Below are 18,837 nucleotides of genomic sequence, written 5' to 3'. Positions count from 1 at the left end.
CCTTGTAGGAGCGAGGCTTGCCCGCGAAGGCGTCCTCAAGTGCGCTAAAAGCTTCGCGGGCAAGCCTCGCTCCTACAGGATTCGGTTTCCACATTGAGAAAGGGGTTGTCAGTTATTTCCCGCCGCTGCCCGCCACACTCTCGCCGCCACGGGTCAGGTAATACGCGCCGAGGATCGGCAGCATGGTCACCATCATCACCAGCATCGCGACGACGTTGGTTACCGGCACGTCCCGTGGGCGGCTGAGCTGGTTGAGCAGCCACAGCGGCAGGGTGCGTTCATGGCCGGCGGTGAAGGTGGTGACGATGATTTCGTCGAAGGACAGCGCAAACGCGAGCATGCCGCCGGCCAGCAACGCCGAGCCGAGGTTGGGCAGGACGATGTAGCGGAAGGTCTGCCAGCCATCGGCGCCGAGGTCCATCGAGGCCTCGATCAAGCTGTGGGACGTGCGGCGCAACCGGGCGATAACGTTGTTGTAGACGATCACCACACAGAAGGTCGCGTGGCCGACGATGATGGTGAACATCCCCGGTTCGATCCCCAAGGTCTTGAACGTCGCCAGCAGCGCGATCCCGGTGATGATCCCCGGCAGCGCAATCGGCAGGATCAGCATCAGCGAGATGCCTTGCTTGCCGAAGAATTCCCGGCGGTACAACGCCGCCGACGCCAGCGTGCCGAGGACCATCGCAATCAGCGTGGCGATGGCGGCGATTTGCGCCGAGAGCTTGATCGCTTCCAGTACGTCGGGGCGCGAAAACGCCACGCTAAACCAGTGCAGGGTGAAGCCCTTGGGCGGAAAGCTGAACGCCGCCTCTTCGGTGTTGAAGGCGTACAGGAAGATGATCAGGATCGGGAAGTGCAGAAACACCAACCCGCCCCACGCAGCGATTTTCAGGCCCAGGGAGGCCTGGTCGCCCTGTTTGATTGGCTTAGAGCGCATCGAAGGCCCCCATGCGTTTAACGATGGTCAGGTAAATGGCGATCAACACAATCGGCACCAGCGTGAACGCGGCGGCCATCGGCATGTTGCCGATTGCACCTTGCTGGGCGTAGACCATGCTGCCGACGAAGTAGCCCGGCGGGCCCACCAGTTGCGGGACGATGAAGTCGCCCAACGTCAGCGAGAACGTGAAGATCGAACCAGCGGCAATGCCCGGAATCGACAGCGGCAAAATCACCTGCATAAAGGTCTGGCGCGGCTTGGCGCCAAGGTCGGCAGAGGCTTGCAGCAGCGACGGCGGCAGGCGTTCCAGCGAGGCCTGGATCGGCAGGATCATGAACGGCAGCCAGATGTAGACAAACACCATGAACCGGCCCAAGTGCGAGGTCGACAAGGTACTGCCGCCCACGCCGGGAATGCCGAGCACGAACTGCAACACCGGCTCCAAACCCATGTGTTGAACGAACCACTGCGCCACGCCGCCTTTGGCCAGCAGCAAGGTCCAGGCGTAGGCCTTGACGATGTAACTGGCCCACATCGGCATCATCACCGCGATGTAGAAAAACGCCTTGGTCTTGCCGGTTGTGTAGCGCGCCATGTAGTAGGCAATCGGGAACGCGACGATGGCGCTGGCGATCGATACGACAATCGCTATGCTCAGCGTGCGCAGAATGATGTCGAAGTTCGACGGCTGGAACAGCGCAGCGAAGTTCGCCAGGGTCAGGTCAGGGGTGACCGCCATGGTGAAGTCATCGAAGGTGTAGAAACCCTGCCACAACAGCACCAGCAACGAGCCGAGGTAGATCGCGCCGAACCACAGCAGCGGCGGCACCAGCAGCAGCGACAGGTAGAAGTTGGGCCGGCGATACAGCAGGTTGGAAAACCGGCGCAACGGCGAACCGCTGGCTGACGATGGAGAGATAGCCAAGGTGTTCATGTCACACCCCGCCTGCAACATTGTCGTGCAACGGGATCATCGCCTCGCGTGCCCAACGTGCGCTGATGCGTTGCCCGGTCTGGTGCTGGGCGCTGGTGTCCAGCCATTGGCTGTTGGCCTGGCTGATGTTTAGGGTCTGGCCGTTTTCCAGTTTCACTTCGTAGCGCGTGGCGCTGCCCTGGTACTGGATGTCGTGCAGCAAACCGCTGACTTCGATTTCATGACTGGCCAGCGGACCCTCGGCGAAGCGCACGTGTTCCGGGCGAATCGAAAACGGCTGTGGGTTGCCGCTCAACTGCCGCGCCAGCTCACCGCGAATCACGTTGGAGGTGCCGACGAACTCGGCAACAAATGTGGTCGCCGGTTTCATGTAGAGGTTGCGCGGGGTGTCGACCTGTTCGATGCGGCCCTTGTTGAACACGGCGACGCGGTCGGACATCGACAGCGCTTCGGTCTGGTCGTGGGTGACGAAGATGAAGGTGATGCCGAGCTGGCGTTGCAGCTTCTTCAGTTCGCTCTGCATTTGCTCGCGCAGCTTCAAGTCCAGCGCCCCGAGCGGTTCGTCGAGCAGCAACACGCGCGGGCGATTGACCAGGGCGCGGGCCAGGGCCACCCGTTGGCGCTGGCCGCCGGACAGTTGCACCGGTTTGCGCTCGCCATAGCCGCCGAGGGCGACCATCTCCAGGGCTTCTTCGGCACGCTTATGGCGTTCGGCTTTACCGACGCCTTTGACTTTCAAACCGTAGGCGACGTTGTCGCGAACGTTCATGTGCGGGAACAGCGCGTAATCCTGGAAAACGGTGTTCACGTCACGTTGATACGGCGGCAGCCCGGCGGCTTCTTCGCCATGAATGCGGATGGAACCCGCGCTCGGTTGTTCAAAACCGGCGATCAGGCGCAAACAAGTGGTTTTGCCCGAGCCGGAAGGGCCGAGCATGGAAAAGAACTCGCCGTCCTGGATATCGATGGAAACCCGGTCAACGGCTTTCACTTCGCCGAACTGACGGGAAACGTTGGTGAACTGGACTGCAAGCGTCATGGTGCGGTGCTCCAAAAAGGCGCGCTTTCTACAAAACGAATCGAGTGTGCTGTGAAAAGATCGCAGCCTTCGGCAGCGCCTACGGGATTTGCAGAAGGCGCGAGATCGGCGGTGCCTGCGGTCGGCGTAGGAGCTGCCGCAGGCTGCGATCTTTTGATCTTAAGAAGGCTTAACGACCGCCCATGATTGCGATGTAATCCTGGGTCCAGCGGCTGTACGGCACGAACTTGCCACCTTCAGCCTGCGGGGTTTTCCAGAAGGCGATTTTCTCGAACTGGTCGAAACCGTTGGTCTTGCAACCCTCGGCGCCGAGCAATTCACTGCCAGTGCACGCCGCCGGCACCGCTGGCAACGAGCCGAACCACGCCGCGACGTCACCCTGGACCTTCGGTTGCAGCGACCAATCCATCCACTTGTAGGCGCAGTTCGGGTGCTTGGCCTCGGCGTGCAGCATCGTGGTGTCGGCCCACCCGGTGGCGCCTTCTTTCGGGATGGTCGACGCGATCGGCTGCTTCTCGTTCATCAGGCCGTTGACCTGATACGGCCAGGCACTGGACGCCACCACGCCTTCGTTTTTGAAGTCACTCATCTGCACGGTGGTGTCGTGCCAGTAGCGATGGATCAACGGTTGCTGGGCGCGCAGCATATCGAGCACGGCTTTGTACTGGGTTTCGGTCAGCTCGTACGGGCTCTGGATACCCAGTTCCGGCTTGGTGGTTTTCAGGTACAGCGCGGCGTCGGCGATGTAGATCGGGCCGTCATAGGCCTGCACGCGGCCCTTGTTCGGCTTGCCGTCCGGCAGGTTTTGCGCGTCAAACACCACGTTCCAACTGGTCGGCGCGGTTTTGAACACGTTGGTGTTGTACATCAGCACGTTCGGGCCCCACTGGTATGGGGTGCCGTAAGTCTGCTTGTTGACCACGTACCACGGCGCATCTTTGAGGCGCGGGTCGAGGCCTTTCCAGTTCGGGATCAACGCGGTGTTGATCGGTTGCACACGTTTGCCGACGATCAAACGCAGCGACGCATCGCCGGACGCGGTCACCAGGTCGTAACCGCCCTTGGCCATCAGGCTGACCATTTCATCGGAGGTGGCGGCGGTTTTCACATTGACCTTGCAGCCGGTTTCCTTCTCGAAACCGGTGACCCAGTCGTAGGCCTTGTCGCTCTCGCCACGTTCGATGTAGCCCGGCCAGGCGACGATATCCAACTGACCTTCGCCGGCACCGACGGCTTTCAGCGGTTCGGCGGCCTGGATACTGGCACTGGCCAGCAGCGCGGTGGTGATTGCACTGAGCAGTGCGGTCTTGTGCACGAACATGGGGTTTCCCTCTTCTTTAATTATGGTCGGGGCAGTTGTGAACGTGGTGAAGCATGCCGTTAGCGGCTTGTTATTAGCGTAGTCAGAGATGCTGGCCGTGGCGGGCCATGATGTGCCGCACCACGCTGTAGTCCTGAAGCGAATCGCTGGATAAGTCTTTGCCGTAGCCCGAGCGCTTCAGGCCGCCATGGGGCATTTCGCTGACCAGCATGAAATGGCTGTTGATCCAGGTGCAGCCGTACTGCAAGCGCGCCGCCACCTGCATGGCTTTGTCGAGGTTCTGGGTCCAGACCGACGAGGCGAGGCCGTATTCCGAGTCGTTGGCCCAGTCCACCGCTTGTGACAGTTCATCGAAGCGGGTCACGGTGACCACCGGCCCGAACACTTCGCGCTGGACGATTTCGTCGCTCTGCTTGCAACCGGCGAGCAAGGTCGGCTGGTAATAGAAACCGGCGCCCGAATGCACGGCGGCGCCGGTGACGCGTTCGATGTGCGGCTGACCGAGGGCGCGTTCGACAAAACTGGCCACGCGGTCGCGCTGGCGGGTGCTGATCAGTGGGCCGATCTCGTTGTCGGCGTCGCGTTTGCCGGCGAAGCGCAGGCTGCTGACCGCCGCGCCGAGTTCTGCCACCAAGCGGTCGTGAATCCCGGCCTGTGCATAAATCCGGCACGCCGCCGTGCAGTCCTGACCGGCGTTGTAATAGCCGTAAGTGCGCACGCCTTCGACCACGGACTGAATGTCCGCGTCATTGCAGACGATCACCGGGGCTTTGCCGCCGAGTTCGAGGTGCGTGCGCTTGAGGGTTTTCGCGGCGGCCTGAAGGATTTTTTGCCCGGTGACGATATCGCCGGTCAGCGAGACCATGCGGATTTTCGGGTGACTGACCAAATGACTGCCAACGCCTTCGCCGCCACCGCAGATGATGTTGATCACCCCGCGTGGCAGGATTTCGGCCAGCGCGGGCGCCAGGGCCAGAATCGAAAGCGGCGTGTGTTCGGACGGTTTGAACACCAGGGTGTTGCCGGCGGCCAGGGCCGGGGCGATTTTCCACGCGGCCATCATGATCGGGTAGTTCCACGGTGCGATGGAGGCGACGACGCCAATCGGATCGCGGCGGACCATGCTGGTGTAGCCCGGCAGGTATTCACCGCTGAGTTGGCCTGTCTGGCAACGCACGGCGCCGGCGAAGAAGCGGAACACATCAACCGTGGCGCTCAAATCGTCCTGACGGGCCAGGTGCAACGGCTTGCCGCAGTTCAGGGATTCGAGGCGGGCGAGCAGGTCGGCGTTTTTTTCGATGGCGTTGGCGATCTCCAGCAACAGGTTGGAGCGTTGCTGCGGCGTGGTTCGTGACCAACTGGCGAAGGCGTGGTGGGCGGCGAGAATCGCGGCTTCGACTTGCTCGGTGCTGGCTTCGGCGATGTGGGTCAGCACTTCACCGGTGGCGGGGTTGAGGATCGGTTCGACAAAGCCCTGGCCCGCGACCAATTCGCCATCGATCAACAACGCGGTGAACAACGGAGTCTGCGCGCCAGCCATTTTTCGGGTTCTCTTTTCTTGTGTGGCCATGGTGCTCCCAGTGACAGGGGCCCGGCCGTCTTATATAGATGTAACAAGACTAGTGCGCAGGCCCGAGGTCGACAAATACTAAATACTGAAGGTGGCGTTCGATTAAATAGATGGCTTGCGTCCGCCGTGGGGCTGCTCGCGGGCGACGGTCAGGAACGGGTCCACCAGCGCCGGCCGGGCGGTGCCACGGCGCCAGGCCAGGCCGACGTCGAGGGTCTGGCTGAGGTCGGCAATCGGTCGCGCTTCGATGATGTCGCCCTCCAATGACCAGGGGCGATAGGTCATGTCGGGCTGGATCGACACGCCCAATCCGGCCGCAACAAGACTTCGTACGGCTTCCGTCGACGCGGTTCTCAGCGTGATGCGCGGTTGCAGCGACGCCGCCGACCACATGCGCTGGGCGTTGCGGTCCATTTCATCGACGTTCAGTTGAATCAACGGCTCGCGGGTCACGTCAGCGAGGTTGATGCTGTCGTGTTCCAGCAGCGGGTGCTGGGCCGGCAGCCACAAACGATGGGGCGAATGGGTCAGCACTTCGGTTTGCAAGGCGTGGCGGTCTTCAAGGTTGGAGAGGATCAGCACGCCGACATCGATCTCGCCGCTGACCAGCAAATGCTCGATGTACGGGCGCTCGTCCTCCATCACGCGGATTTCGACGTTGGGGTAGGCGCGCTGAAAACGGGTGAGCAAATCCGCCAGGTAATAACCGGCGACGAGACTGGTTACACCGACGATCAACTGCCCGGCGACTTGATCGGTGCTTTGCTGGAGGCTGCGTTTGGCGTTGTCCACCGTCGCCAGAATCAGGTGCGCCTGGCGCAGGAATTGGTGGCCCTGATGCGTAAGCGTCATGCCCTTGGCGTGTCGGTTGAACAGGCTGACGCCGATTTCCTGCTCCAGTTGCTGGATGGCCAGGGTCAGGGTCGATTGGGAAATGAACGCGGTTTGCGCGGCGGCGGAGATCGAACCGGTCTCGGCCACGGCGATGAAATGACGGATCTGACGCAAGGTCATCATGGGGAAAGTACCCGGTGGGCGGTTTTTATAGATTTGTTCGAGTGTATATCTTTTTTTCTGAGGGGCCGTGCCGGGCTCCAAACGGCGAGCAACATCTGGAAGCACTCTCGCGAGCAGGCGCCGGGCACTTTCGAACTAGGCTGGTGGCCTTAATGACCCGGTTACCCCGAATGCGTGGAGGCAGTAAATGAACACCCGTGGTTTGCTCGATCAGCTACTCAAGTCCGGTCAGGACTTGTTGCAGAACAAGACTGGTAGCCATCAGAACAAGGCTTCCGGCGGTGGGTTGGGTGGCTTGCTCGGCGGCAGTGGCGGCTCGGGCGGCCTCGGTGGCTTGCTCTCGGGCGCCGGCGGCGGTGCTCTGGCGGCCGGCGCGATGGGCCTGTTGCTGGGGAGCAAGAAGGGCCGCAGTGTCGGCGGCAAAGTGCTGACCTACGGCGGCCTCGCGGCGCTGGGCGTGATTGCCTACAAGGCTTACGGCAACTGGCAGGCCCAGCAGGGCACGGCGCCGAAGCACGAACCGCAAACCATCGACCGCTTGCCGGCGGCGCAGGTTGAACAACACAGCCAGGCGATTCTCAAGGCCTTGGTGGCGGCAGCCAAGGCTGACGGGCATGTCGATGAGCGTGAGCGTGCGTTGATCGAGGGCGAATTCACCAAGCTCGATAACGACCGGGAGTTGCAGCAATGGCTGCACGCCGAACTCAACAAACCCCTGGACCCGACCGATGTCGCCCGCGCCGCCAGCACCCCGGAAATGGCCGCCGAGATGTACATCGCCAGCGTGATGCTGGTGGACGAGGAGAACTTCATGGAGAAGGCCTACCTCGATGAACTGGCGCGCCAGCTCAAGCTTGAGCCGGGTTTGAAGGCTGAATTGGAGAAGCAGGTGCGCCAGGCTTCGGTGTAATCCCTTCGATCGCCTTCGCGGGCAAGCCTCGCTCCTACAGGATTAATGTCGTTCACCGAATCGGAGATCAATTCAAATCCCGCAGGAGCGAGGCTTGCCCGCGAAGGCGTCATTCGCTCCGCCACATCTTCCCAATGACCAATCCACCGTCCCTTTCTGCCAAATCACCACTGGCAACCCGCCCCACATCTAGCGGAAAGTCCCTTCCCAGAGCCCATCCGGGTTATTTACCGCTGGATGTTGGGTGGCGAGCATCCGTCTTATAAATGAAACACCGCCCTCAGCTATACTCCCCAGCATTTGAAAATGGCCCCGAGGACATACTGTGAAGAACTGGACGTTGCGCCAACGCATCTTGGCGAGCTTTGCGGTCATTATCGCCATCATGTTGCTGATGGTTGTCGTCTCGTATTCACGCCTGCTGAAGGTCGAATCCAGCGAGGAAAAGGTTCGCACTGACGCTGTGCCAGGGGTGTATTTCAGTTCGATGATTCGCAGTGCCTGGGTCGACGGTTATGTCCTGACGCAGAAAATCGTCGGGCTGTCCGCGCATCAAGACATCACCCCGGAACAATTGGCGGCTTACAAGGGCTTCGAAAAGCACTTGGACGACGAAATGGCCAATTACCGCACCACCATTTTCGATTCGGTCGATCAGCAATCATTTGACGAGTTTGAAGCCCGTCATCAAGCCTACAACCAGGTAATGAGCAAGGTTCTCGATCTTTATCAGCGTAAAGAGTTCGAACAGGCCCGCCTGTTGTTACTGCAAGACCTGGGGCCTGCCTGGGAACGGGGTCGCGCACAGCTCAACGAAATAATCGAACGCAATCGCGACCTGGCCCAGAACTCCACCCTGGCCATCGGCGACGCCGTGACGGCGGCGAAAGTCAGCATGGGCGTTTCCCTGTTGATCGCGGTGTTGGCCGCCGGCTTCTGCGGTTTGCTGCTGATGCGGGCGATCATGGCACCGATGAATCGCATCGTGCAGATCCTTGAAATCATGCGCACCGGTGATCTCAGCGGTCGCTTGAACCTGGACCGCAAAGACGAATTCGGTGCCGTGGAAACCGGCTTCAACGACATGATGACCGAGCTGACGGCGCTGGTATCCCAGGCGCAACGCTCCTCGGTACAGGTCACTACGTCGGTCACCGAAATCGCCGCCACCTCCAAGCAACAACAAGCCACCGCCACTGAAACCGCCGCCACCACCACCGAAATCGGTGCGACGTCCCGTGAAATCGCTGCCACGTCCCGTGACCTGGTGCGCACCATGACCGAAGTCTCCACCGCCGCCGATCAGGCTTCGGTGCTGGCCGGTTCCGGGCAGCAAGGCCTGGCGCGCATGGAAGAGACCATGCACTCGGTGATGGGCGCGGCCGATCTGGTCAACGCCAAACTGGCGATCCTCAACGAGAAGGCCGGCAACATCAACCAAGTGGTGGTGACTATCGTCAAGGTAGCCGACCAGACCAACCTGCTGTCGCTCAACGCCGCGATTGAGGCCGAGAAGGCCGGTGAGTACGGTCGCGGGTTTGCCGTGGTCGCAACCGAAGTACGACGTCTGGCGGATCAGACCGCCGTCGCGACTTATGACATCGAACAGATGGTGCGCGAGATCCAGTCGGCGGTGTCGGCGGGGGTCATGGGCATGGACAAGTTCTCCGAAGAAGTGCGTCGCGGCATGTCCGAAGTGCAGCAGGTCGGTGAGCAACTGTCGCAGATCATTCATCAGGTCCAGGCCTTGGCGCCACGGGTGTTGATGGTCAACGAAGGCATGCAGGCCCAGGCCACTGGCGCCGAACAGATCAACCATGCGCTGGTGCAATTGGGCGATGCCAGCAGCCAGACCGTCGAATCCCTGCGCCAGGCCAGTTTCGCCATCGACGAACTGAGCCAGGTGGCCGTCGGGCTGCGTGGCGGCGTCTCGCGATTCAAAGTCTGATGAGCGACCTCGCGGCCAAGCGCACCGCCGTGACACCGGCCAAGCACGCGCTTTACCTGGTGTTTCGCATCGGCAACGAACGTTACGCCCTGCAAGCCATCGAAGTGGCGGAAGTGCTGCCGCGCCTGCCCTTGAAGCCGATCGCCCGGGCGCCGGCCTGGGTGGCCGGCGTGTTCGCCTATCGCGGCGCGGTGGTGCCGGTGATCGACCTCAGTGCGCTGACCTTCGGCCAGCCGGCCCAGGCCCGCACCAGTACGCGGCTGGTGCTGGTGCACTATCGCCCGAACGAGGCGGCGCCCGCGCAGTTGCTCGGGCTGATCCTGGAACAGGCCACCGATACCCTGCGCTGCAACCCGGAGGATTTTCAGCCTTATGGCCTGGACAACCCCCAGGCACCGTACCTCGGTCCGGTGCGCAAGGATGCCCAAGGTTTGCTGCAATGGGTGCGGGTCGCCGATCTGCTCGACGATCAAGTGCGGGCGCTGCTGTTCCCCGCGCAACCCCTGGACCTGACGCTGCTTGAGGAGCGGCCATGAGCAGCGATCAGCGGTTTTTCGATTTCCTCAAGGATCGCATCGGCCTCGACGTCGCGTCCGTGGGGCCGGCGATTATCGAGCGCGCGGTGCGTCAGCGCATGACAGCCTCCGCTGCACTTTCGGCCGATGAGTACTGGCACACACTGCAAGGCTCGAGAGACGAGCAGCAGGCACTGATCGAAGGGGTGATCGTCCCGGAAACCTGGTTTTTCCGTTACCCGGAATCCTTCGCTACCTTGGCTAAACTGGCGGCCAAACGCCTGGCCGACATCAATAACATGCGCGCTCTGCGGATTCTCAGCTTGCCGTGTTCCACTGGCGAAGAACCCTATTCCATCGCCATGGCGTTGCTGGATGCGGGGCTAAAACCGCACCAGTTCAAGGTCGACGGCATGGATGTCAGTCCGCTCTCGGTAGAAAAAGCCAAGCGTGCGGTGTATGGCAAGAACTCCTTTCGCGGTCAGGACATCGCGTTTCGTGAACGGCATTTCAGCGCCGAAGACGAAGGCTATCGACTCAGCGAACGGGTGCTGGAACAGGTGCGTTTGCAGGTCGGCAACCTGCTGGACCCGGCCTTGCTGGCCGGTGAGGCGCCCTATGATTTTGTGTTCTGTCGCAACCTGCTGATCTATTTCGACCAGCCGACCCAGCAACAAGTCTTCGAAGTGCTCAAGCGCCTGACCCACGTCGATGGCGTGCTGTTCATCGGCCCGGCCGAGGGCAGTTTGCTCGGGCGTTTCGGCATGCGCTCGATCGGCATCCCGCAGTCATTTGCGTTCAGCCGTCAAAGTGCGCCGGAGCCCGAGCCATTTCCGACCTTCGTCCCGACGCCGCTGCCGGTGCGCCAACCGGTGCGCAGCGTGACCCCGCCACCGGTGCGCAGTCGCCCGTTTGCCAGCGTCGCGCCGCTGCCCACAACCCTTAAATCGGCCAACCCCGACGCCGCGAAATTGCTGGCGAACATCGCCGCGTTGGCCAACGAAGGTAAAAGTGCCGAAGCCCGGGCCGCGTGCGACAGTTATTTGCGCAGCCATGAACCGGTGGCCCAGGTGTTTTATTGGCTGGGGCTGCTCAGCGATGTCGCCGGCAGCGCGCTTGAGGCCCAGGGCTTTTATCGCAAGGCGTTGTACCTCGAACCGCAACACCCCGACGCGTTGATGCACCTGGCCGCGTTGCTGCAATCCCAGGGCGACACGGCGGGCGCCAGACGATTGCAGGAACGCGCCGCCCGCAGCGAGCGCGCCGCCGACAGTGAGCGTAAACGATGAACGCCTCCGACACTTTGAGCGTCACCCATGAAGATGCCCAGGCCATCGACGACTGCTGGAACCGCATCGGTATCCACGGCGACAAGTCCTGCCCGCTGCTGAGCGAGCACATTCACTGCCGTAATTGCGCGGTGTATTCGGCCGCCGCCACCCGTTTGCTCGACCGCTATGCCTTGCAGCAGGAAGATCGCGGGCAAGTCTCGGCAGTGGTCGAGGCCGACGTCAAAACCCGTTCGTTGCTGATGTTTCGTCTTGGCGAAGAATGGCTGGGCCTGGCCACTCGCAGCCTGGTGGAAGTGGCTCCGCTGCAAACCATTCATTCCTTGCCGCACCAGCGCTCCCGGGCCTTGCTCGGCGTGGCGAATGTGCGCGGCGCTCTGGTGGCGTGCCTGTCGCTGGTGGAATTGCTCGGCCTCGATGCCACCAACAACGTGGCCACCGGGGCGCGGGTGATGCCGCGCATGTTGATCATCGCCGCCCGGGGCGGTCCGGTGGTGGTTCCGGTGGACGAGGTGGACGGGATTCACGCCATCGACCAACGCCTCCTCGATGCCGCGTCACAGTCTGGTGCCCAGGCCAGCGCCAAATACACCCGGGGCGTGTTGCCATTCAAAGGTCGGAGCCTGCGTTGGCTGGATGAAGAACAGCTGCTGTCCGCCGTGACCCGGAGCCTCACATGACCCCCGAGCAAATGCGCGACGCCTCTTTGCTGGAGCTGTTCAGCCTCGAAGCCGAGGCCCAGACCCAAGTGCTGAGCGCCGGCCTGTTGGCCCTTGAACGCGACCCGACCCAGGCCGATCACCTGGAATCGTGCATGCGCGCGGCGCACTCGCTCAAGGGCGCGGCGCGGATTGTCGGTGTGGATGCCGGGGTCAGCGTGTCCCATGTGATGGAGGATTGCCTGGTCAGCGCTCAGGAAGGGCGGCTTTATCTGCGGCCCGAGCACATCGATGCGTTGTTGCAGGGCACTGACCTGTTGATGCGTATCGCGACGCCGAGCAATGCACCGTCGGCTGTCGAGATCGACGCTTATGTTGCATTGATGGGGCGCTTGCTCGATCCGATGGCGCTCGCGCCACCGATCAGTACGCCCATCGCGCCGTTCATGGCCGAACTTCAACTTGAGCCGCCAACAGTCGAGGTGCCGGTCCCGGTCGTCGAACCGGTAACCGTCGCGCCTGTCGAACCGCCGCGCAAGACCAAACGCACCACCGAAAACGGCGAGCGGGTGCTGCGGGTCACCGCCGAACGACTGAACAGCCTGCTCGACCTGTCGAGCAAATCCCTGGTGGAAACCCTGCGGCTCAAGCCGCACCTGGCCACCATGCAGCGCCTCAAACGCACCCAGAGCAACGGCCTGCGCGCCCTGGAAAACCTCAACGTCCACCTCAAGGACCATGCCTTGAGCCTGGAAGCCCAGGAAGCGCTGGACGATGCCCGTCGATTGTTGGCCGAATCCCAGCAACTGCTGGTGGAAAAAAACGCCGAACTGGATGAATTCGCCTGGCACGCCAGTCAGCGCGCACAGGTGTTGTACGACACGGCCCTGGCCTGTCGCATGCGGCCATTTGCCGACGTGCTGACCGGGCAAGTGCGGATGGTCCGCGACCTCGGTCGCGACTTGGGCAAACAGGTGCGTCTGGAGATCGAAGGCGAGAAGACCCAGGTGGATCGCGACGTCCTGGAAAAACTCGAAGCGCCGTTGACGCATCTGCTGCGCAACGCCGTGGACCACGGCATCGAAACCCCGGAACAACGGCTATTGGCCGGCAAACCGGCGGAAGGTCTGATCCGTCTGCGCGCGTCCCACCAGGCCGGTCTGCTGGTGCTGGAACTGAGTGATGACGGCAACGGCGTCGATCTGGAGAAGGTCCGCCGCAGCATCATCGAGCGGCAGTTATCCCCAGCGGAAACGGCGGCGCAGTTGAGCGAAGAAGAGTTGCTGACGTTCCTGTTCCTGCCGGGTTTCAGCTTGCGGGACAAGGTCACCGAGGTCTCCGGGCGTGGCGTGGGCCTCGACGCGGTTCAGCACATGGTCCGGCAGTTGCGCGGCGCAGTGGTGCTGGAGCAGACGGCGGGTGAGGGCAGTCGCTTTCATCTGGAAGTGCCGCTGACCCTGTCGGTGGTGCGCAGCCTGGTGGTGGAAGTCGGCGACGAGGCCTACGCTTTCCCGCTGGCCCACATCGAGCGCATGTGCGACCTGGAGCCCGAGGACATCGTCCAGCTCGAAGGTCGCCAGCATTTCTGGCACGAGGGCCGGCACGTCGGGCTAGTGGCGGCCAGCCAGTTGTTGCAGCGCCCGGTGAGTCAGGGAAGCCAGCAAACCCTTAAAGTCGTGGTGATTCGCGAGCGTGACGCGATCTACGGCGTGGCGGTCGAACGCTTTATCGGCGAGCGCACGCTGGTTGTCTTGCCGCTGGATGAGCGGCTGGGCAAGATTCAGGATATTTCCGCCGGGGCGTTGCTCGACGACGGTTCGGTGGTGTTGATCGTCGACGTCGAAGACATGCTGCGTTCGGTGGACAAATTGCTCAACACCGGGCGTCTGGAGCGTATTGCCCGGCACAGCAACCAGGCCGCCGAAGTGGCGCGCAAGCGGATTCTGGTGGTGGACGATTCCCTGACCGTGCGCGAGTTGCAGCGCAAGCTGCTGCTCAATCGCGGTTACGACGTGGCGGTGGCGGTGGACGGCATGGATGGCTGGAACGCCTTGCGTTCGGAGGATTTCGACCTGTTGATCACCGACATCGACATGCCGCGCATGGACGGCATCGAACTGGTGTCTTTATTGCGCCGGGACAACCGTTTGCAATCGCTGCCGGTTATGGTGGTGTCCTACAAGGATCGCGAAGAAGACCGTCGTCGTGGACTGGACGCCGGAGCCGACTATTATCTAGCCAAAGCCAGTTTTCATGACGATGCCCTGCTTGATGCAGTGGTTGAGCTCATCGGAGGAGCACGGGCATGAAAATCGCTATCGTCAACGACATGCCTATGGCCGTGGAGGCCCTGCGCCGCGCCCTGGCATTCGAGCCGGCGCATCAGGTGATCTGGGTCGCCAACAATGGCGCCGAGGCGGTGCAACTGTGCGCCGAGAACACCCCGGACCTGATCCTGATGGACCTGATCATGCCGGTGATGGATGGCGTGGAGGCGACCCGGCGGATCATGGCCGAAACCCCGTGCGCTATCGTGATCGTCACCGTCGACCGTCAGCAGAACGTGCACCGGGTGTTCGAAGCCATGGGCCACGGTGCGCTGGACGTGGTCGATACACCGGCGATCGGGGCCGGCAATCCGGCAGAGGCGGCGGCGCCGTTGCTGCGCAAGATTCTCAACATCGGTTGGCTGATCGGCGACAAGGGCAACCGGGTGCGCGCGGCGCCGAGTCCGGCGCGCAATTCGGGCTCCCGGCAAAAACTGGTCGCTATCGGTTCCTCTGCGGGCGGGCCGGCGGCGCTGGAAGTGTTGCTCAAGGGCTTGCCGCAGGATTTTTCGGCGGCCATTGTGCTGGTGCAACACGTTGACCAGGTGTTCGCCGCCGGCATGGCCGAATGGCTCAGCAGCGCCAGCGGCCTCAACGTGCGCCTGGCCCAGGAAGGCGAGCCGCCCCAGGCCGGCACGGTGTTGCTGGCCGGCACCAACCACCATATTCGCTTGTTGAAAAACGGGACGCTGGCGTACACCGCCGAACCGGTCAACGAGATCTACCGGCCCTCGATCGATGTGTTTTTCGAGAGTGTGGCCAGCTACTGGAACGGCGACGCCGTGGGCGTTTTGCTGACCGGTATGGGGCGCGATGGCGCGCAGGGGCTTAAACTCATGCGCCAACAGGGTTACCTGACCATCGCTCAGGACCAGAACAGCAGTGCGGTGTACGGCATGCCGAAAGCGGCTGCGGCCATCGACGCCGCCGTGGAAATTCGCCCACTGGACAAGATAGCGCCACGATTGCTGGAGATTTTCCCTAAATGAACTCTTTTCACAGCAATCCTGGCCCCGGCAGTACTCAGGTGACCGCACATGAATGACTTACAGCTCGACGACTTCAAAACCGACGAAAACGCCGCCATGGTGTTGTTGGTAGACGATCAGGCGATGATCGGCGAGGCGGTTCGGCGCGGTCTGTCGAACGAAGAAAACATCGACTTCCACTTCTGCGCCGACCCGCACCAGGCCATTGCCCAGGCGATCCGGATCAAGCCGACGGTGATCCTCCAGGACCTGGTGATGCCCGGCCTGGACGGGCTGACCCTGGTGCGTGAGTACCGTAATCACCCGGCGACCAAAGACATTCCGATCATCGTCCTGTCGACCAAGGAAGACCCGTTGATCAAAAGCGCGGCGTTCGCGGCCGGGGCCAACGATTACCTGGTCAAGCTGCCGGACAACATCGAACTGGTGGCGCGCATCCGCTATCACTCGCGCTCCTACATGACGTTGCTGCAACGGGACGCCGCGTATCGCGCGTTGCGGGTCAGCCAGCAGCAGTTGCTCGATACCAACCTGGTCTTGCAGCGCCTGATGAACTCCGACGGCCTCACCGGCCTGTCGAACCGTCGGCACTTCGACGAATACCTGGAATTGGAGTGGCGACGTTCATTGCGGGACCAGACTCAACTGTCGTTGCTGATGATCGACGTGGACTACTTCAAGTCCTACAACGACAGCTTCGGCCACCTCGAAGGCGACGAAGCCCTGCGCAAAGTCGCCACCGCGATCCGCGACGCCAGCGCCCGACCTTCAGACCTGCCGGCCCGTTACGGCGGCGAAGAATTTGCCCTGGTCCTGCCCAACACCTCCCCGGGCGGCGCGCGGTTGGTGGCGGAAAAACTCCGCCAGACCGTGGCCGGGTTGAAGATTCCCCACGTGTTCCCGGCCGAAGGTTCGAACCTGACCATCAGCATCGGCCTGTCGACCATCACCCCGCAGCAGGGCAGTGATTGCCGGCAACTGATCTCGGCGGCGGACAAGGGGCTGTATCTGGCGAAGAACAATGGGCGTAATCAGGTGGGGATTGAGTAACAGCTAAAAGCTCTTCAGTCAGGCCCATCCCCGGTGGTCAGGGGCTTTTTGTGACGAGGGGGCTTGCCCCCGTTGGGTCGCGAAGCGGCCCCCTGCATTCATTCAGTTGTACCCGGCAATCAGGTTTCACGCTGCTCAGCGGTGGCGACTCGCGCCGGACTCTCACGGCCATGGCGGATCAAACTCCTTGCGTACTTTCATGACGCCTTCCCGGTACAACGACACCCGCGAAGCCATGGCTCCAGACTTCTTGTGGCGCACGTTGATGATTGCGTAATCGTTGGTGCTTGCGGGCACATGCGGATTATCAGTGAGCAGCGCCGCGTTGTCGGGTGGCGGGTGATTAATCGACATACGTTACATATGCGGCCATCAAATTAGGCCGTCGAAACGTGTCAATGTTGGCGACGCGTTGATGCATCTCCTTGACCACCTGCTTGAACGTCGCATCGTCCATGTCGATCCAGAAACGCGGATTACGGCCGACGAGACGGTCGTATTCGGCGGTGGTGGGGTCGAGGTGACGGTATTCCTCGTATTGGGGCAGGTCCGGGAGTGGACGGCTGACATCCATGTAGTTCTGGATGAAATCCCACAGGGCGCACGCGGGTTGAGACTCGGGGCCGGGGCAGAGTAATGCCCCGAAGTTGATCATGATGTTGCGGTAGCGATGGGCGAGGTAAAGCACGTTCATCGGCATGCCCTGACTGTCCGGGGACGTGGCGATGTAGGCGTCGAACTCGTAGAACGGGGCGGTGAGTTCACCGATGGTGCCGTTCTTTTTATATTCACCGTTGTTTTTGTAGTCGAAGACGGTGACCAGGCCGGTGCGGCGGTTGAGTTCCTAGATGGGGCCTCGGGAGGGTTTTAGCCAGAGACTGGAGAAGTGTTTGATGACTATTGAGCCGATTGCCCAGCATAGGAGTGGTAGGCCTAGAATCCAGAAAAAGAAAACGTTAAACATGGTTTTGGTGGATTCCCATACAGGTTCATTTCCTGTTGAGATTCCTAAAAAATAAGTAGGAATGCTGACTATAAAAAATAGAAAAAATAAAACACGTCCTACGCCGGACATGTATATCCAGAAATGAGAGCTTGCCGGGAGAAGTGCGTACCTAAAGCGCTCGTGGTCGTCCTTCATGTGAAAATCAATAAGCTCGTAAGGGCTGGACGAATAGGTTCCTGCGGCTATTTGCTCATCGCGCTCTCTTTCGATTTTTTCTTGATGTCGAAGATCGTTTGGCGAGTAATCCTCAACAAAACTAATAGGGCATACTTCATCGGTGTTGCCCCAAGGTAACCTGATCTTAGCAAAGCGCATAATCCAAGATCGTTCAGATGATCGCTCTTGCTGAGGTACTTCGCTAACTCCATAAGCAGTCTCTGCGTAATAAGAATCGTGAGTCATTAGTTGCTGTTCCGCGATTTATTGGTAAATTCGTCAGTCCAATGAAGTTCGCCCACGCTGTCGAAGTTTGGTTTTTTGTAGGACTTATCAAATGGCGTGCGATCCGTTGGCGGGTTAACCAGAAAAGCTCCAACACTGCGATCAATCGACATACGTCACATATGCCGCCATCAAGTTTGGCCGTCGAAACGTGTCAATGTTGGCGACGCGTTGATGCATCTCCTTGACCGCTTGTTTAAACGTTGCATCGTCCATGTCGATCCAGAAGCGCGGGTTGCGGCCGACGAGGCGGTCGTATTCGGCGGTGGTCGGATCGAGGTGGCGGTATTCCTCGTATTGGGGCAGGTCCGGGAGTGGGCGGCTGACATCCATGTAGTTCTGGATGAAATCCCACAGGGCGCACGCGGGTTGAGACTCGGGGCCGGGGCAGAGCAGGGCGCCGAAGTTGATCATGATGTTGCGGTAGCGATGGGCGAGATAGAGCACGTTCATCGGCATGCCCTGACTGTCTGGGGACGTGGCGATGTAGGCGTCGAACTCGTAGAACGGGGCGGTGAGTTCACCGATGGTGCCGTTTTTTTTATATTCACCGTTGTTTTTGTAGTCGAAGACGGTGACCAGGCCGGTGCGACGGTTTAGTTCCCAGATGGGGCCTCGGGAGGCTTTTATCCAGAGACTGGGGAAGTGTTTTACGACTATTGAGCCGATTGCCCAGCATAGGAGTGGTACGCCGAGAAACCAGGAGTAGTACTCGAATATTGAGCGTTTTGTCAGCTCCCAGAATGGTTCTGTGGTTGCTGAAGTCATCACGAAGTGACTTGGAATACTGAATATAAAACAAATGAAAAAAATCCATTTCCCTAGGGAAGGTCTGAAGTACCCACCGTTTTTTTGATACTCCAACCATTTGGAGTTCAA

Annotated in this window: 18 protein-coding genes; 8 read left to right on the top strand and 10 right to left on the bottom strand. The window is 60.9% G+C overall.

Going from position 1 to position 18,837, the window contains the following annotated elements:
• Positions 1-112: 112 nt before the first annotated feature.
• The 6 genes from V5E99_RS22295 to V5E99_RS22270 form a co-directional block, all read right to left on the bottom strand.
• On the bottom strand, positions 113-940 hold the full coding sequence (locus V5E99_RS22295) for an ABC transporter permease (protein WP_499804412.1): 828 nt from the start codon (positions 938-940) through the stop codon (positions 113-115).
• Positions 930-1,877, bottom strand: coding sequence for an ABC transporter permease (locus V5E99_RS22290; protein ID WP_499804411.1), 948 nt, complete (start codon positions 1,875-1,877; stop codon positions 930-932). The genes V5E99_RS22295 and V5E99_RS22290 overlap by 11 nt, the downstream gene beginning before the upstream one ends.
• Position 1,878: 1 nt before the next feature.
• The gene (locus V5E99_RS22285) at positions 1,879-2,916 is read right to left on the bottom strand and encodes an ABC transporter ATP-binding protein (RefSeq protein ID WP_499804410.1); all 1,038 of its coding nucleotides are present in this window, start codon (positions 2,914-2,916) and stop codon (positions 1,879-1,881) included.
• Between the two features lie 169 nt (positions 2,917-3,085).
• Positions 3,086-4,237 carry a putative ABC transporter substrate-binding protein YdcS gene (gene ydcS / locus V5E99_RS22280; RefSeq protein WP_499804409.1) on the bottom strand — a complete coding sequence of 384 codons (1,152 nt, stop codon included), beginning with the start codon at positions 4,235-4,237 and terminating at the stop codon, positions 3,086-3,088.
• Between the two features lie 82 nt (positions 4,238-4,319).
• Positions 4,320-5,744 carry a gamma-aminobutyraldehyde dehydrogenase gene (locus tag V5E99_RS22275; RefSeq protein WP_499804483.1) on the bottom strand — a complete coding sequence of 475 codons (1,425 nt, stop codon included), beginning with the start codon at positions 5,742-5,744 and terminating at the stop codon, positions 4,320-4,322.
• 165 nt (positions 5,745-5,909) lie between these two features.
• Complete coding sequence (locus V5E99_RS22270) at positions 5,910-6,824, bottom strand: LysR family transcriptional regulator (protein WP_169371442.1); 915 nt, start codon at positions 6,822-6,824, stop codon at positions 5,910-5,912.
• Positions 6,825-7,011: 187 nt separating this feature from the next.
• Between V5E99_RS22270 and V5E99_RS22265 the strand changes: the two genes are divergently transcribed.
• The 8 genes from V5E99_RS22265 (at position 7,012) to V5E99_RS22230 (ending at position 16,511) form a co-directional block, all read left to right on the top strand.
• Positions 7,012-7,734 carry a tellurite resistance TerB family protein gene (locus V5E99_RS22265; protein WP_499804408.1) on the top strand — a complete coding sequence of 241 codons (723 nt, stop codon included), beginning with the start codon at positions 7,012-7,014 and terminating at the stop codon, positions 7,732-7,734.
• 325 nt (positions 7,735-8,059) lie between these two features.
• Positions 8,060-9,682 (top strand): methyl-accepting chemotaxis protein, encoded by a 1,623-nt coding sequence (locus V5E99_RS22260; protein ID WP_499804407.1) that lies wholly within the window; start codon positions 8,060-8,062, stop codon positions 9,680-9,682.
• Positions 9,682-10,218 (top strand): chemotaxis protein CheW, encoded by a 537-nt coding sequence (locus V5E99_RS22255; protein ID WP_499804406.1) that lies wholly within the window; start codon positions 9,682-9,684, stop codon positions 10,216-10,218. Before V5E99_RS22260 ends, V5E99_RS22255 begins: the two co-directional genes overlap by 1 nt.
• Positions 10,215-11,486: a CheR family methyltransferase gene (locus tag V5E99_RS22250; RefSeq protein WP_499804405.1), complete on the top strand. Its 1,272-nt coding sequence runs from the start codon at positions 10,215-10,217 to the stop codon at positions 11,484-11,486. Before V5E99_RS22255 ends, V5E99_RS22250 begins: the two co-directional genes overlap by 4 nt.
• Positions 11,483-12,166 (top strand): chemotaxis protein CheW, encoded by a 684-nt coding sequence (locus V5E99_RS22245; RefSeq protein ID WP_499804404.1) that lies wholly within the window; start codon positions 11,483-11,485, stop codon positions 12,164-12,166. Before V5E99_RS22250 ends, V5E99_RS22245 begins: the two co-directional genes overlap by 4 nt.
• The gene (locus V5E99_RS22240) at positions 12,163-14,454 is read left to right on the top strand and encodes a hybrid sensor histidine kinase/response regulator (protein ID WP_499804403.1); all 2,292 of its coding nucleotides are present in this window, start codon (positions 12,163-12,165) and stop codon (positions 14,452-14,454) included. Before V5E99_RS22245 ends, V5E99_RS22240 begins: the two co-directional genes overlap by 4 nt.
• The gene (locus tag V5E99_RS22235) at positions 14,451-15,461 is read left to right on the top strand and encodes a chemotaxis response regulator protein-glutamate methylesterase (RefSeq protein ID WP_499804402.1); all 1,011 of its coding nucleotides are present in this window, start codon (positions 14,451-14,453) and stop codon (positions 15,459-15,461) included. Before V5E99_RS22240 ends, V5E99_RS22235 begins: the two co-directional genes overlap by 4 nt.
• A gap of 48 nt (positions 15,462-15,509) precedes the next feature.
• Positions 15,510-16,511: a diguanylate cyclase domain-containing protein gene (locus V5E99_RS22230; protein ID WP_499804401.1), complete on the top strand. Its 1,002-nt coding sequence runs from the start codon at positions 15,510-15,512 to the stop codon at positions 16,509-16,511.
• A 162-nt stretch (positions 16,512-16,673) separates the two neighbouring features.
• Here the strand turns inward: V5E99_RS22230 and V5E99_RS22225 are convergent, their stop codons facing one another.
• The 4 genes from V5E99_RS22225 to V5E99_RS22210 form a co-directional block, all read right to left on the bottom strand.
• The gene (locus V5E99_RS22225; RefSeq protein ID WP_499804400.1) at positions 16,674-16,865 is read right to left on the bottom strand and encodes a hypothetical protein; all 192 of its coding nucleotides are present in this window, start codon (positions 16,863-16,865) and stop codon (positions 16,674-16,676) included.
• On the bottom strand, positions 16,855-17,211 hold the full coding sequence (locus V5E99_RS22220; RefSeq protein WP_499804399.1) for a hypothetical protein: 357 nt from the start codon (positions 17,209-17,211) through the stop codon (positions 16,855-16,857). The genes V5E99_RS22225 and V5E99_RS22220 overlap by 11 nt, the downstream gene beginning before the upstream one ends.
• Before the next feature lie 144 nt (positions 17,212-17,355).
• Positions 17,356-17,919, bottom strand: coding sequence for a hypothetical protein (locus V5E99_RS22215; protein WP_499804398.1), 564 nt, complete (start codon positions 17,917-17,919; stop codon positions 17,356-17,358).
• Between the two features lie 141 nt (positions 17,920-18,060).
• Positions 18,061-18,837, bottom strand: a 777-nt coding sequence (locus V5E99_RS22210; RefSeq protein WP_499804397.1) for a hypothetical protein, incomplete at its 5' end; no start/stop codon positions are given.

Origin of the sequence: Janthinobacterium sp. LPB2021202312-11-4 (assembly GCF_037049705.1) — a bacterium.
GTDB lineage: Bacteria > Pseudomonadota > Gammaproteobacteria > Pseudomonadales > Pseudomonadaceae > Aquipseudomonas.
The sequence above is the reverse complement of the archived record's forward strand: the minus strand, read 5'-3'. Positions and strand labels throughout refer to the sequence as shown.